Annotated in this window: 14 protein-coding genes and 1 pseudogene; 4 read left to right on the top strand and 11 right to left on the bottom strand. The window is 70.9% G+C overall.

Features of this window, described 5'->3' with window-relative positions; all coding sequences use genetic code 11:
• Positions 1-31: 31 nt before the first annotated feature.
• From mmuM to IE136_RS23685, 7 genes are all read right to left on the bottom strand, one after another.
• Positions 32-961: a homocysteine S-methyltransferase gene (gene mmuM, locus IE136_RS23715; RefSeq protein ID WP_189601347.1), complete on the bottom strand. Its 930-nt coding sequence runs from the start codon at positions 959-961 to the stop codon at positions 32-34.
• A gap of 55 nt (positions 962-1,016) precedes the next feature.
• Positions 1,017-1,940: an LLM class F420-dependent oxidoreductase gene (locus IE136_RS23710; RefSeq protein WP_158991439.1), complete on the bottom strand. Its 924-nt coding sequence runs from the start codon at positions 1,938-1,940 to the stop codon at positions 1,017-1,019.
• A 298-nt stretch (positions 1,941-2,238) separates the two neighbouring features.
• Positions 2,239-2,736: a DUF6099 family protein gene (locus IE136_RS23705; RefSeq protein WP_158991436.1), complete on the bottom strand. Its 498-nt coding sequence runs from the start codon at positions 2,734-2,736 to the stop codon at positions 2,239-2,241.
• Positions 2,737-2,861: 125 nt separating this feature from the next.
• Entirely contained in the window at positions 2,862-3,242 is a 381-nt protein-coding gene (locus IE136_RS23700; RefSeq protein ID WP_158991433.1) for a nucleotide pyrophosphohydrolase, read from the bottom strand.
• Positions 3,235-4,488: an AAA family ATPase gene (locus IE136_RS23695; protein WP_229819079.1), complete on the bottom strand. Its 1,254-nt coding sequence runs from the start codon at positions 4,486-4,488 to the stop codon at positions 3,235-3,237. The genes IE136_RS23700 and IE136_RS23695 overlap by 8 nt, the downstream gene beginning before the upstream one ends.
• Positions 4,489-4,543: 55 nt before the next feature.
• Positions 4,544-4,957 (bottom strand): cell division protein SepF, encoded by a 414-nt coding sequence (locus tag IE136_RS23690; RefSeq protein WP_158991427.1) that lies wholly within the window; start codon positions 4,955-4,957, stop codon positions 4,544-4,546.
• Positions 4,958-5,079: 122 nt separating this feature from the next.
• On the bottom strand, positions 5,080-5,535 hold the full coding sequence (locus tag IE136_RS23685) for an Lrp/AsnC family transcriptional regulator (protein WP_189601345.1): 456 nt from the start codon (positions 5,533-5,535) through the stop codon (positions 5,080-5,082).
• 125 nt (positions 5,536-5,660) lie between these two features.
• Here IE136_RS23685 and IE136_RS23680 point away from each other — a divergent pair, with 125 nt between their 5' ends.
• From IE136_RS23680 to IE136_RS23670, 3 genes are all read left to right on the top strand, one after another.
• Positions 5,661-6,734, top strand: coding sequence for an asparaginase (locus IE136_RS23680; RefSeq protein WP_158991422.1), 1,074 nt, complete (start codon positions 5,661-5,663; stop codon positions 6,732-6,734).
• Between the two features lie 89 nt (positions 6,735-6,823).
• Positions 6,824-8,227 (top strand): aspartate ammonia-lyase, encoded by a 1,404-nt coding sequence (aspA, locus tag IE136_RS23675; RefSeq protein WP_189601344.1) that lies wholly within the window; start codon positions 6,824-6,826, stop codon positions 8,225-8,227.
• A gap of 561 nt (positions 8,228-8,788) precedes the next feature.
• Positions 8,789-10,027, top strand: coding sequence for a PP2C family protein-serine/threonine phosphatase (locus tag IE136_RS23670; RefSeq protein WP_158994778.1), 1,239 nt, complete (start codon positions 8,789-8,791; stop codon positions 10,025-10,027).
• Between the two features lie 69 nt (positions 10,028-10,096).
• On the opposite strand, the gene trhA is transcribed toward IE136_RS23670, so the two are convergent.
• Positions 10,097-10,750: a PAQR family membrane homeostasis protein TrhA gene (trhA, locus tag IE136_RS23665; protein WP_373309124.1), complete on the bottom strand. Its 654-nt coding sequence runs from the start codon at positions 10,748-10,750 to the stop codon at positions 10,097-10,099.
• Positions 10,751-11,212: 462 nt separating this feature from the next.
• Between trhA and IE136_RS23660 the strand changes: the two genes are divergently transcribed.
• A complete protein-coding gene (locus IE136_RS23660) occupies positions 11,213-12,079 on the top strand; it encodes an AraC family transcriptional regulator (protein ID WP_189601343.1) in 867 nt (288 codons plus the stop codon).
• 392 nt (positions 12,080-12,471) lie between these two features.
• On the opposite strand, the gene IE136_RS23655 is transcribed toward IE136_RS23660, so the two are convergent.
• The 3 genes and pseudogenes from IE136_RS23655 to IE136_RS23645 all read right to left on the bottom strand — a co-directional run.
• Positions 12,472-12,675 (bottom strand): cold-shock protein, encoded by a 204-nt coding sequence (locus IE136_RS23655; RefSeq protein ID WP_019072426.1) that lies wholly within the window; start codon positions 12,673-12,675, stop codon positions 12,472-12,474.
• 240 nt (positions 12,676-12,915) lie between these two features.
• Positions 12,916-13,254, bottom strand: coding sequence for a helix-turn-helix domain-containing protein (locus tag IE136_RS23650; protein ID WP_158991414.1), 339 nt, complete (start codon positions 13,252-13,254; stop codon positions 12,916-12,918).
• 1,265 nt (positions 13,255-14,519) lie between these two features.
• Positions 14,520-14,696 (bottom strand): annotated as a pseudogene (locus tag IE136_RS23645) (DEAD/DEAH box helicase); the annotation flags it as partial.

Genomic DNA, 14,696 nt, shown 5'->3' with positions numbered 1-14,696 from the left:
CTTCGTCGGACCGGCGCGGCCGGCCGATCGGTCACCTCCCGCCGGGCGCCGCCGCCACGGCGGCGGCCAGCGCGGCGATCCGGTCCGGGCCGACGCGGCAGCAACCGCCGATCAGCCGCGCCCCGGCAGCCGGCCAGTCCCGCATGCGGCCGGGGTCGAAGGCCCCGGTCCCGTGCCAGGCCCGCGCGCCGGCGTCCCACTCCTCCCCGCTGTTGGGGTAGACGACCACCGGCTTCCCCGTCACCCCCGCCGCGATCTCCACGGCCCGGGCCGCGTCGCCCGGCTCGCAGCAGTTGACCCCGACCGCGACGACCTGGTCGTTGCCCGCCACGAGCCCGAACGCCTCCGTCAGCCCCTGCCCCGCGCGCGTACGCTCCCCCGCGATCGTGTAGGAGAGCCACACCGGCACCCCGCACCCGTCGACCGCCCGCAGCAGCGCTTCGGCCTCGTCGGCGTCCGGCACCGTCTCCAGCGCGAGCACATCGGGACCCGCTTCCACGAGCGCCTCGATCCGGGGCCGGTGGAACCGCTCGAGCTCACGCACGGTGAGCCCGTACCGGCCGCGGTACTCACTCCCGTCGGCCTGCATGGCGCCGTAGGGGCCGACCGACCCGGCGACCCACACCTGCTCCGCCGCCCCCTGCCCCGCCTCGCGGGCCAGCGCCACGCTCCGCCCGATCAGCCGCGCCGCCCCGGCCCGGTCGACGCCACGGCGGGCGAAGCCCTCGAAGGTGGCCTGGTAACTGGCGGTGATGAGGACCCGGGCACCGGCTCGCACATACGCCGTGTGCGCCGCCTCGATCTGCTCGGGGCCGTCGGCGAGCAGCCGCGCCGACCACAGCTCGTCACTCAGGTCACAGCCCTGCGCCTCCAGCTGGTTGGAGAGCCCGCCGTCGAGCACGAGCACCTCGTCGGCGAGCGCCGAGGCCAGCGGCCGCGCGGTTCCGGGGATGAGTGCCATCGGTCTTCCTTCTTCCGCGTCCGTCTCTTCTTCCTTCTTACGCCCTGCCTCTCGTTCAGCCCAGCTGGGACTGGACCTGGGCGGAGATCAGCTCCAGGTGGTCGAGGTCGTCCAGGTCGAGGACCTGGAGGTAGATCCTGGACGACCCGATCGCCCCGTACCGGCCGATCTTGTCGACGACCTCGGCCGGCGAACCGGCCAGGCCGTTCGTCTTCAGCTCCTCCACCTCGCGGCCGATCGCCGCCGCCCGGCGGGCCACCTCGGCGTCGCTGCCGCCGACGCAGACGACCAGGGCGTTGGAGTACACCAGCGCGTCGGCCGGCCGGCCCGCGGCCGCGGCGGCGGCCCTGACCCGGCCGAACTGCCGCTCGCTGTCCTCCAGCGAGGCGAAGGGGATGTTGAACTCGTCGGCGTACCGTGCGGCGAGACGCGGAGTACGCGTCGCGCCGTGGCCGCCGATGAGCACCGGGATCCTGGACTGGGCCGGCTTGGGCAGCGCGGGCGAGTCGGCGAGCTGGTAGTACCGGCCCTCGTACGAGAACGTCTTGCCGAGCTCGGTCTCCCACAGCCCGGTGACGATCGCCAGCTGCTCCTCCAGCCGGCCGAACTTCTCCTTGGGGAAGGGGATTCCGTACGCCCGGTGCTCCTCCTCGAACCAGCCGGCGCCCAGACCCAGTTCGACCCGGCCGCCGGACATCTGGTCGACCTGGGCGACCTGGATGGCCAGAACCCCCGGGAGCCGGAACGTACCGGCGGTCATGAGCGTGCCGAGGCGGATCCGCCGGGTCTCCCGGGCCAGCCCGGCCAGCGTGATCCACGCGTCCGTCGGCCCGGGCAGCCCGTCGGCGGAGCCCATGCTGACGTAGTGGTCGGACCGGAAGAAGGCGTCGAAACCGAGGTCCTCGGTGGCCTTGGCGACCGTGAGCAGGGTGTCGTAGTCGGCCCCTTGCTGGGGCTCGGTGAAGATTCGAAGATCCATACCCCCATCCTGCACCGCCCCACGGCCGTCAACCGCTCCGTCAGCGCCCGGCACCCACCGGCTCGGTCGGGTGAATGTCGCGCACCCCGGCGGGCCACGTCCCACCGGGCCGGTGACCGTGACCGGGCACTCGTCCTTGGCCCGGGCGGAGCCGGACCGCCCGGCCCGCGGCCCGGCGGCCCCTGCCGGTGTGCCGTTCTCACGGGTGGCTCCTCCCCTCCGGGCGAGGCCCGGGCCGGGGAGACCGCCTACGTGGCAGCCACACGCACCCGGTTCATGAGCGTCCCGCAGCGCCTGTTCAGGCCAGCCCCGCAGTCGGGCCCGTCCGCCCCCAGGCGGCATCGGGAGGCCGGTCCCGCTCCCGGATCGCGAGTCGGCGCAGCATCCCCCGTACCCGGTCGTTCGATTCGTCGGCGGCATCGATCGCCTCGATGCACTGCCAGTACAGCCCCTCCTCATCGGTCGCGCAGGCCACACCGACCAGGGCGATCCCGACTTCTCCCAGAAGCGCGCCGAGCGCGGTCAACGCCACCCGCGCGTCGGCCACTTCGGTCAGCTGCGCGGCCCTCGGTCCGCCCGTCCGCAGCACGGGATGGTCGATCGCCCCCTGCCCGCCGCCGATCTCGCTCAGTCCGCGCGCCTCGCCCCGCACCTCCTGCGGTCCGCAGAGCGCGAGGTGACTTCCTATCGCCTGCGCGAGGGCCTGGGCCTGCCAGGCCTCCGCCACGATGTCCAGCGCCGTGCCGCTCTGTGCCAGCGCGTGCCGGCCTGCCGCGATGAGTCGCTCCGCTTCCATGGACGCCGCCCCCGTTCGTACGACTTACTGCCCACTAGTCCACTACCCAGAGTGAAGCTGCCTGAGCCCAAACGCCAGAGGAATTCGGAAATCTGTGGACAGCAGGCTCGATGGGGACAACGCGATTACTCCGAAGAGTGACGATCACCCCTCTCGGTGGCGGGCGCACTCCGTCCCGGCGGCCTGCCGACGGGAAAGCGGAGTTCGTTCCGGTCGATCTTCGCCGAGAGGGCGGCGAGCGGATCGACGCCCAGAACCTCGCAGAACTGGAGCAGATACGCCAGCACGTCCGCGACCTCGTCGGCCACCCGGTGCGCCGCGTCCGGGTCCTCCATGACCCGGTCCGCCTGCTCCGGCGTCAACCACTGGAAGATCTCCAGCAGTTCGGCCGCCTCGACGCTGAGCGCCGCCGCAAGATTCTTCGGCGTGTGGTACGGCTGCCACTCCCGCGAGGCCGCGAACTCCGCCAACCTGCGCTGCAATCCCGCTACATCCAGTTCACTCACGGCTCAGGTCTACCACTGTCACCCCTGGCACCTCCCGCACACCTTCGGCGGCCGCCTCCCCGACCGCCCCCGCGAGCCGGATGTGCCCGCCGGCACAGATGCCCGCAGCGAGGCCGAGCAGTTCGTGGAGCTGACGCCGGTCGAGCCCCTGATCCAGTCGGTCCGCGAGGACGGTCAGCGTGCGCATGGCAGCCGGTACTTCGGCGAGCTGGTCCATGGCGAGGACTCCCGGACCGGTGAGCAGCACGAGCGCCAGGGCCAGGTAACGCAGCTCCCCGTCGCCGAGCCGCCCCAGCGGTGTCACCCACGGGCCCCGCTCCCCCTGCTCCCCCGGCGCCGCCGGTGACCCGGCGACCGCCCCGGCCCGCTCCAGTACCGCCCGTACCCTGTCGCCGGGCAGTTCCTCCACGCCGAGCCCCGTGACCGGTCCGACGCAACCGGCGCCGGCCACCGAGGCCAACCGGGCGTGGCGACGCGGGCAGTCGGTACGGGTGCGGTGCAGCACCTCCGCGAGGTTGTCGCATCCGCGCCTCAGCCTGCCCTCGCCCGTCGGTACCGGCGCCCGCATCCGGTCCGGCCGCGGGTCGCAGGCGAAAACCGAACGCAGCGCGACCACGACCTGCTCGGCCGCCGCCAGCACCTCCAGCTGCCCCTGCGTCTTGCCCGCCACCCGCAGCGGCAGAAGCGCGGTACCCAGCAGATCGTCGGGAAGCGGCGCCCGGGTGACAGGGGTGGCTCCGGCGGTGTGCCATTCGGCCTGGACGGAGGTGCGGCCCGGGTCGCGGAGGGCGGTGGTGAGCAGCGTACGGCCGCGGCAGGTGAGCCGTTCACCGACGACGCGAAGGCAGGGCTCGGCTTGAACAGCGACATCGAGCCGTACCGGCCCGACCGGCCCGTCGACCGTGCAGCCGATCCGGAACCCCCGCCTCCCCTGGGCGTCGGGCCTGGCCCGCTCGGGAACGCGGTCGGCCGCGTCGGGGAAGGCGGTGGCCAGGTCCTCGCCCGCGCCCAGCCGCGCCAGCGCTTCGTACGCCCGCAGAGCAGTGGACTTGCCGCTGCCGCTCGCTCCGGCGAAGAGGGTCACCGGCCCGAGGGTGTGGACAGCGGCGCGATGGGAGGCGAAGGCGGAGAGGCGCAGTTCGGTGACCGCCGGTCGGGCAGGGCGCCGCTCGGAGGAGGAGGAAGAGGGAGAGGGAGAAGCAGAGGAGGAAAGGACCTCGGGCGTGGAACCGCCGGTGGAGTGCATGATCGGACCGTATGCAACCGCGTGCATGACGAACCGTTCCGGCGTACGGACCTTCCTACGATCGAGGGACGGCGGCCTCCTCGGCCTCCTCTGATTCCGAGCCCTCGACCTCGGTGCCGGCCGGCGTCAACAGGAAGACGTTGCGGTCGACTCGGTGCATGGCGCTGCCGAGCCCGAAGACGACACCGCTGCTGAAGTCAAGGATCCTCTTGGCGACTTCGGTGTCGGCGCCGGTCAGGTCCAGCAGGACCGGGATCTGGGCGATGAGGTACTCGGCGACCTCACGTGCGTCGGCGAAGACCTGCACCCGCAGAACGATCATGCGGCGCTGCTCGGCGGCCTCGTACTGGCCGGGGACCGTGCGGTGGTCGACTCTGGACGGCCACTCGTCGCGGCCACGCAGGGGGACGACCTGGGCGAGGCCCTCCCACTGCTCGTCGGTGACGTCGTACCTCTCGTACCTACTCATGCACCCATCCTCCCGTTCCTCACCCGTTCGGCCCAACAGCGACACGACACGACTCGGTCACCACGACACACAAGATCATTCGCACGCGTGTGCTGTCACCTCCGCACGCGTGCGCCGTCACGTCAGCGCTCGACCGGGAGCCCGCGCGGTTCCTTGACGCGCTTCATGATGATCTGGGAGTTGACCTCGGTGACCCCCGTCAGCGAGGTCAGCCGCTCGATCCACAGGCGTTCGTACGCGGCGAGGTCGGCGACCGCGATCCGCAGGAGGCATCCCGGGCTGCCGAAGAGGCGGTACGCCTCGATGACGTCCGGGATGTCCTGCAGAGCGGCCTCGAAGGCCTCGACGGTCTCCCGGTCGCGTCGTACCTCGATGGAGACCAGCACCTCGAAGCCCCGCCCGACCGCCTCGGGGTCGATGACGGCCCGGTAGCCCTGGATCACCCCACTCTCCTCCAGGTGCCGCACCCTGCGCATGCAGGCGGAGGCGCTGAGGCCGATCCGCTGGGCGAGGTCGAGGTTGGTCAGACGACCGTCCTCCTGAAGCTCACGCAAGATACTGCGGTCGATGCTGTCCATCACACAATTATGCACGCCGGAGTTAGCGATTCCGGGGGCGAATTCGCAATCGCATTGCGCACCGACTGTCCTATCGTTGCGAGGCGACGACTTCGCCACCCCATCGATCTTCGGGACAGCCAGACATGCAGTGGACACGCGACGACCGGCCGCGCCGGGTCACCCTCATCAGCACCGGTGGAACGATCGCCAGCCGCTGGCAGGGGACCGGCTACGCCGCCGACGCGTCCGGGGACGACGTCCTGGCCACCTCCTCCCTGCCCGAGGGGGTCATGGTCGAGGTGGTCGACCTGTTCAACGTCAACAGCTCGCGCATGACCACCGCCCGCCAGCTCACGCTGCTGCGCGCGGTCCACGCGGCGCTGGCCGACCCCGGCGTGGACGGTGTCGTGGTCACGCACGGCACGGACACCCTGGAGGAGTCGGCCTTCTTCCTGGACCTGCACCACTCGGATCCGCGCCCGGTGGTCTTCACCGGCGCGCAGCGCCCGCTCGGTACGGGCGACGGCGACGGCCCCGGCAATGTGTACGACGCTCTGCAGGTGGCCGCCTCCGTGCGCGACCTCGGTGTGCTCGTCGTCTTCGACGGTCTCGTCCACGCGGCCCGCGGCACGGTGAAGACGCAGACGCTGGCGGCCGACGCGTTCGCCGACCCGTGCGAGCAGAGCCTCGGGAAGGTCGGCTTCGGCAGCGTGGCCGTCCGGCGCGTGCCGGACCGGTCCACTCCGCTTCCCCTTCCCGCGGCCGCCGCTCCCGAGGGAGCCGGTCAGCTGCCCCGGGTCGACCTGGTGATGCACCACAGCGACGGTGACCCGCTCCTGCTGAACACAGCCGTCGCGGCCGGCGCCCAGGGTGTCGTACTGGTCGGCACCGGCGCGGGCAACGCCACCCCGGAGATAGCCGAGGCCGTCGCGGACGCGGTCACCCAGGGAACGCTCGTCGCCCTGAGCACTCGGGTCACCTCAGGGCCGGTCGCGGAGATCTACACCGGCGGCGGCGCCGTCGACCTGGTGGCCGCGGGGGCCGTGCCGACCGGCACGCTGCGTGCGGGGCAGGCCCGGATGGCCGTCCTGGCGACCCTGCTGGCCGACATCGCCCCGGCCCGCCGCCCGGCGTTGCTGCACAGCCTCCTCAACGGCCCCACCCGCTCGGAACCGGCCCTGACGGCCGCCGGCTCCCGCTTCTCCGGCGGTTCCTAGCCGCGCCGTAACCCCCGCCTTCCCCATCACCCCCGTCTCCTCACCCCCATCTCCCCTTCCCCACCCGCACCTCCAGAAGGCCCACCTTCATGAAGACCGCCTCCCGCCGTGAGCACGACCTCCTCGGAGAGCGGGAGGTGCCGGCCGACGCGTACTGGGGCATCCACTCCCTGCGCGCCATGGAGAACTTCCCGATCACGGGCACCCCGATCTCCGTGTACCCGCAGCTGATCGACGCACTGGCCGCCGTCAAGGAGGCGGCGGCCCTGGCGAACGAGGAGCTCGGTCTGCTGGCCCCGGAGAAGGCGTCGGCCATCGTGGCGGCGTGCCGGGAGATCCGCGCGGGCTGCCTGCACGACCAGTTCGTGGTCGACGTCATCCAGGGCGGCGCCGGTACGTCGACGAACATGAACGCCAACGAGGTCGTGGCCAACCGCGCCCTGGAACTCCTCGGCCACGCCAAGGGCGAGTACCAGTACCTTCACCCGAACGAGGACGTCAACCTCAGCCAGTCCACCAACGACGTCTATCCGACGGCCGTCCGCATCGCAGCGATCACGGCCGTCCACGGACTGCTCCGGGCGACGGCCGTGCTCCAGGACGCGTTCGCGGCGAAGGCCGTCGAGTTCCGCGACGTCCTGAAGATGGGGCGCACCCAGCTCCAGGACGCGGTGCCCATGACGCTGGGCCAGGAGTTCTCCACGTACGCGGTGATGCTGGACGAGGACCGCAACCGCCTGGGCGAGGCCGTCGAGCTGATCCACGAGATCAACCTGGGTGCCACGGCGATCGGTACGGGCCTCAACGCTCCGGCCGGTTACGCGGAGACGGCCCGCCGCCACCTCGCCGAGATCACCGGCATGCCTCTGGTGACCTCCGCGAACCTGGTGGAGGCGACCCAGGACTGTGGCGCGTTCGTCCAGCTCTCCGGCGTCCTGAAGCGCCTGGCGGTCAAGCTCTCCAAGACCTGCAACGACCTGCGACTGCTCTCCTCGGGCCCTCGCGCGGGCCTCAACGAGATCAACCTCCCGGCCGTACAGGCGGGTTCGAGCATCATGCCCGGCAAGGTCAACCCGGTGATCCCCGAGGTCGTGAACCAGGTCGCCTTCGAGGTGATCGGCAACGACATCACGATCACCATGGCGGCGGAGGGCGGCCAGCTCCAGCTCAACGCCTTCGAGCCGGTCATCCTGCACTCCCTGGCGAAGAGCATCACCTCCCTGCGGGCGGCCTGCCTCACCCTCGCCGACCGCTGCGTCGTCGGCATCACGGCCAACACCGAGGCCCTGCGCGCGGCCGTGGAGAACTCCATCGGCCTCGCGACGGCCCTCAACCCGCACATCGGCTACACCGCCGCCACCGCCATCGCCCAGGAAGCCCTCCGCACAGGCCGCGGCGTCGCCGAACTCACCCTCGAAAAGGGCCTCCTTCCGGCCGCCCGCATCGCCGAACTCCTCACCCCGGAACGCCTGACGGGCTCCGCGCCGGCCTGACATCCCCCACGGCGGCGGTGACCTCCGCTCCTTGAGCGGAGGTCACCGCTGGGGGGCCGTCGGCGTCCTTCACCCGCACGGCGCAGCTCACGTGCGGTCGGTGCGGCGCCCCGCGGTGCTTGATGTTGACGGCCGAAGCCTTGGCCAAAGCCATGGGGTTCAGACATCGCAGCGGACCGATCAGGCGAGATGCGAACAGAGCCTGCGCCGCGCCACCGACTCGTCGCGCGCTGCCGCCGTGACCATCAGCCGCTCCGTGAATCGAACGGACAGGCTGTGGCGAAGTCGGTGGCCGGGCGGCTGCGAGAGCCGGGCGTTCCGCAAGGCGCCGGGGCCGGGCGGTTCGACGCGCGGTTGGCCGACAGGCGTATCCGTTCAGGGGCTCTGTGGTGCAATGACATCTGCCCGGCACCGGGCTTGGCGCCGGCCCCTCGCGTACGCCGGGCCGTAGTCCTGAGCACCAGCGAGCAGCGAGGAGTCACCGTGACCGTATGCGAGCCCGACGGGGAGGGTGAGCCGGCCACTCGTACTCCCGGGGACGGGGGTGGCCGGGGCACAGCGATGACCTTGGCGGGGACGCTGGCCGCGGCGGAGACCTCGGCGCCCGTGGAGTCGCTCGACGTCGTCGCACGCATGCTCAAGGAGCACCTCGGGGCCGCGTCGGTGTCGTTCCTCATCACCGACTTCACCGGCGGCTCGGTCGTACGGCTGGGGTCGGCGGGCAGCGTCAAGACCGATGAACCCGCCCGGCGCATCACGCTGCGTGGCACCCTGTACGACGACGTGATCCGCACCCAGCGGCCGAGCGTGGAGGACAAGGGCGAGGGCACGCTGGTGCGGATCGTCGCCCCGGTGACCAACCGCGGGGACGCGATCGGGCTCCTTGAACTGTTCCTGCCCGCGGCGCCGGACGCGGAGGTGATGCGCGAGATCGGCGAGACCGCGCACGCCCTGGCGTACATCGTCATCGCGAACCGGTCCTTCACCGACGTGTACCAGTGGGGCCGCCGTACCACCCCGCTGAGCCTGGCCGCGGAGATCCAGCACCGGTTGCTCCCGGCGTCGCTGGCGTGCGAGGCGGCGCAGTTCGCGGTCGCCGGGGCGCTGGAGCCGGCCGACCACGTCGGGGGTGACACCTTCGACTACGTTATCGACCGGGACACGGTCCAGCTCTCCGTCACCGACGCCATGGGGCACGACGTCGACGCGGCGCTGCTGGCCACCCTCCTGGTGGGCGCCCTGCGCCGGGCACGGCGGGCCGGTGCCGACCTCGCCGAACAGGCCCGCCAGGCCGACCAGGCCATGCGCGAGCACGGCCGCCACGGCTACGTCACCGGCCAACTCCTGCGCATCAGCCTGATCGACGGGAAGAGCGAGTTCATCAACGCCGGACACCCCTGGCCGCTGCGGATGCGGAACGGACAGGTGCGGGAGATCACTCCGAAGGTCGACATGCCGTTCGGCTTCCATGTCCCTCACACCTACCGGGTCCAGTCGCTGGACCTGCGGCCGGGCGACCGGTTGGTGATGCTGACCGACGGCATGCTGGAGCGCAACGCCACCAGCCTCGATCTGTCCGACCTGATCGTACGCACCCGCGCGCTGCATCCCCGCGAGGCCGCCCGCACCCTCATCGCGGCGATCGTCGATGCCAACGACGGCCACCTGCAGGATGATGCGACCGTCATGTGCCTGGACTGGCACGGCACCGGCCACTCCCAGCGGGACGCCGACACCGGCGCCGACCTCGCCGACGCCTCCGCACCGTCGCGGACGGGGCGGACCACTCCCGGGCGATGACGCGAGGACTGCTCCGGTAGCGCGCTTCTGCCGCCCCCCGGCCGCGCCCGCAGGCGCAGGCCGAGCAGGTCAGTAGGTGGCCAGGGAGATGGCGGTGTAGTGCGCGGTGAAAGCGGCCACGGTCAGCGCGTGGAAGACCTCGTGGAAGCCGAACCAGCGGGGTGAGGGGTCGGGCCGCTGGAGGGCGTAGACCACCGCGCCCGCACTGTAGAGGAGACCACCGGCCACGATCAGGATGAGTACGGCTGCTCCGCCGGCGTGCAGGAAGTCGGGCAGGTAGCGCACGGGCGCCCACCCCAGGGCCAGGTAGCACGGGGTGTACAGCCAGCGCGGAGCTCCGACCCACAGAACCCGGAACGCGATGCCGACCAACGCGCCCACCCACACGATCCACAGCAGCAGGGGCCGCTGATCCGCCGGGAGGAGGAGTACGGCCAGGGGGGTGCAGGTGCCGGCGATGATCAGAAAGATGTTGGCATGGTCGAGGCGTCGCAGAATGGCCTCGCCGAGCGGCCCCCAGGTGCCGCGGTGGTAGACGGCGCTCGTTGCGAACAACAGCCAGGCGGTGACCGAATACACCGCGCAGGCCAGGACCGCCTGCGGAGTACGAGCCAGGCAGATGAGTACGACGCCTGCGATCAGTGCGGCAGGGACCATCCCGGCATGGAGCCAGCCACGCAACCGCGGCTTGATCGGTTCGGCCAGGTCGGCCACCCGCTCCACCACCGCAGCGACCGAGTGAGGCTTCTCGCCTGCGTCGTCATCTCGTGATCCGCAGGGCAGCCCGTCTTCGGGGCGTTCTCCACGCACCGAGGTGACGTGACCACATTCGACTTCAGCGGCATCGCGGGACACGGCTTCGCGTTCCCCCTCGGGCTCCGGGGCGTCACTGGCAACCATGTGATCATGCTAGAGACCTCGCTCCGACAGCATGAGGTGAGACCGGTCCCGCCCCCCAGGGCCACGTCGCCGGGCATGGGCGGTTCGCCCCCACGTGGTCCGCCCCCTGGAGCACAGGGTGTGGAATGTGACCACGGCGCCCCTGTCCCTCCTTGTGGTGGGTGCGGCTGTGGTGGGCGTGGGCCGGCGGAGGCCTGGCGTACCCGACCGGACCGGGCACAGGATGTCGGGTCCGGCAGGGCGGGTCCTTCCTAACGTGAGTGATGGAAAGGGAAGGAGGCCGGGGTGCTGGAGCGGCTGAACCAGGCCATGGAGCACATCGAGTCCCACCTCGATCAGCGGATCGAGGTGGCGGACCTGGCGCGGATCGCGGTGACGTCGGAGTACCACTTCCGGCGGCTGTTCTCCGCGTTGGCGGGGATTCCGCTGTCGGAGTACATCCGGCGCAGGCGGCTGACGGTCGCGGGTGCCGAGGTGCTGGGCGGGGAGCGGACGCTGCTGGAGGTCGCGGTGCGTTACGGCTACACGTCGGGCGAGGCGTTCGCGCGTGCGTTCCGCGCCATGCACGGCGTCGGTCCCGGCGAGGTCAGGCGGACCGGTGCGAGCCTGCGGTCCCAGCCACGGATGTCCTTCCGCCTCGTCGTCGAAGGGAGTAGCAGCATGCGGTACAAGGTCGTGGAGAAGGACGAGTTCCGTGTGGTCGGCAGGAAGGCGCGTGTCCCGCTCGTGCATGAGGGGGTGAACCCGGCCATTGCCACCTTCATCCGGGAGATCGGCCGGGAGACGCTGCAGCGCATCGAGAGTCTGTCCGATCAGGAGCCGGAGGGGATCATCTCGGTGAGTGACGATCTGGACGCCACTCGCGCCGAGGGGACCGAACTCGACTACTACCACGGCGTGGTGACCCGCGCCGCGGTGCCCGAGGACATGGACGCGCTCACCGTCTCGGCCGGGACATGGGCCGTCTTCGAGAGCTCTGGGCCGTTTCCGCAGACGCTCCAGCACCTGTGGCGGGACGTGTTCACGCAGTGGTTCCCGTCCAATCCCTACCAGAGCCGGCCGGGGCCCGAGATCCTGCGGACCCGGCTGTCGCAGGACGGGACACGGGCGGACGCGGAGCTGTGGATCCCCGTGGAACGGACAGCGCTCTGAGCACTAGCGTGTAGGGGGCTCCCGCACCTTTCGAGCAACCCTGGTCGTCGACGAACCGCGCGCCGGCGAACCGCGCGCGGGCGACCTGGACCGCAGCGTGAAGCCCGGCCCATCGGCAGCTCGTACGAGGGGGAGAACGGGCGAACCCGGGGCAACGCCCGGGAACGACCGAGTTCAGGCAGTCCCCGGCCGAGGTCGCTCCCGCCCTGGATCCACCTCGACCATCGGGGCCGCGCGGCCATTGCCGCGCGGCCCTGATCCTGTGCACCACGACGCGTCCTGTCGACGCCCGGCACGAGAGCGGTCTCATCGTCCGGCTGAAAGCACCGACGCACGGGCCGCGGCAGTCACCGGACGCGGCGTGCGCGATCCCTCGGGAAGGACCTGAGAGGTCAGGCCGGGTTGATGTTCTCGGCCTGCGGGCCCTTCTGGCCCTGGGTGACGTCGAACGTCACGGCCTGCCCCTCCTGGAGCTCACGGAAGCCCGAGGAGTTGATCGCGGAGTAGTGCGCGAAGACATCCGGGCCACCCCCGTCCTGGGCGATGAAACCGAAACCCTTCTCCGCGTTGAACCACTTCACAGTTCCCGTAGCCATGGCCATGCCTTCCAGTCGATGAACGCCTCCCACTTCATGTGGAAGGCGGAGGTGATCGCCCTGGTCCCTGCGGCACAGCACAGCAGAACGCCCACGCCGGGAGCGTGGGCAAAGGGAAACTCCGAACCACGACAGCTGACGCAGACGCTACACGTCCGCACGCCACGTCACCAAGGAACGATCACGTCGTGTACGGGAGCGTGCGTGGGGCGCCCGCCGAAACCGGCGGGCACACTCATCTCACGCCGCGGCTGGGGGGTTCGGGGATCCGGCGGCGCGGCGGTGTTCGGCGTTGAGACGCTGGGCTTCTTCGAGCTGGTCTTCGAGGATGACGATGCGGCAGGCGGCCTCGATGGGGGTGCCCTGGTCGACGAGTTCCCGGGCGCGGGCCGCGATGCGCAGCTGATATCGGGAGTAGCGGCGGTGGCCGCCCTTCGATCGCAGCGGCGTGATCAGTCGGGCGTCACCGATGGCGCGGAGGAAGTTGGGCGTGGTGCCGAGCAACTCGGCCGCCCGGCCCATCGTGTAGGCGGGGTAGTCGTCGTCGTCGAGACGGCCGAAGGAATCGTCTGCTGTCATCTCACCTCTCTGTGGAACGCGTTGAGGGGCCCTGGTGCCGTACGGCACCAGGGCCCCGAAGGAACTGCTACACCATCTGCCGGCCCTAGTGCTGCGCCGGCCCATTTGTTCCGCAGGCCCGCCCGGGGGAGGACGGGGTGTGCGGGGATCGCGGATGCGTGACCGGAGACCACCTGCCTATCGAGGTCCTGCGGTACCCGGGCTCAAGCCTGCCGCCCGGGCGATCCTGATGGCGCTGAAGTCCTCCGTTCTTCCCTCTGGACCAATCACTTACCAAACGGGTACTGCGTACTGCTTGCACTGCTGATACTGCGAACTACTGGTGGCCTCACGCAGCGCCACACTCCGGCAGCCAGCCCCGTCGCCCGTCTTGCGTCTGCTCTGGCTCAGAACCCCACCGCCGGACTTCCCGGTACGCGCGCCCGCAGCCGACGCCTTTACCGAGGAACCACGGATTACCGCACTGCTGATACCTGCAACCACAACGACTGGACTACCACTGCGCCGCTGCGGCCCTGCTCACGGCGGCCCCTGATCACTGCGGGCCACCCGGTCCGGTCGTCAGTCCCGTCACCATCCTGCGAAATCCTGGCTTCGGAACTCCACCACCGGACCGTCCTGCGAACTGCGTGTACTACTGCCCGGCAGTTCATCTCTGCCGGGCCTTGCTCGATCTCGGCTACGAGAGAAACCATAACGACACCACCCCTCAATGTCTACTCCAGCGAGCACAGATTTCCGCTTTCTCGGGGATGAGGTAACCCGCCACAGGTAGCCATGGATGGTCGGAGCAGCCCCGAAGCTCAGGTCCGGCGTCCGGAGTGCCCACAGCCGCGCAGGCCCGTAGGGCTCCCGTGGCGCCGCCGACTGCGCCGCTCACCGGCGGGCACCGGGCGACCGGACACCGCTGGGCTTCCCATGTTGCCGGCCGGTCGCGCGCGTCGACTGTGGCGGTCGGCGCGTGGGCCGTGGGCCGTGGGCGACTTCAGCCATTGCGACCACTGCGGCGGACACCTGAACAGCAGTGTGGGCCCGACCGTCACTCCGGTCGGGCCCACACTGCTGTTCAGGTGTCCGTTCGTGTCTGTTCCCTCTGTCAGGCCACCTCGACGCCCACGGCGTCACAGGCCTCGGGTCCGGCCGCGTTCATGACCACAACCACCGTCCTGCGCATCGGCCTGACGCTCGCCAGGCGGGGCTGCATCTGAACCAGGGTCAGAAGATGACTCCTGCGGAGAGGGTCAGCTTCCCGATCACAAGGGGGTTCAGGCCGCCGCGTCGAAGGCGGACTGGCGTACGGGGGCGCGCCGGGGCGCCGAAGAGGGGCGGCGCCGGCCTCGGGCGGAGGCGCTGCGCTTGGGGCGTTCGGCGACGGGTGCGGTGATGACGACGGGGATGCCGGAGGGGGTCTGTGCGCCGGTGATCCGGTTCAGGGCCTCGTC

Origin of the sequence: Streptomyces lateritius (genome assembly GCF_014649715.1) — a bacterium.
GTDB classification, from domain to species: Bacteria; Actinomycetota; Actinomycetes; order Streptomycetales; family Streptomycetaceae; genus Streptomyces; species Streptomyces lateritius.
Note: the sequence above shows the minus strand (reverse complement) of the source record. Positions and strands in the feature narration are given on the sequence as shown.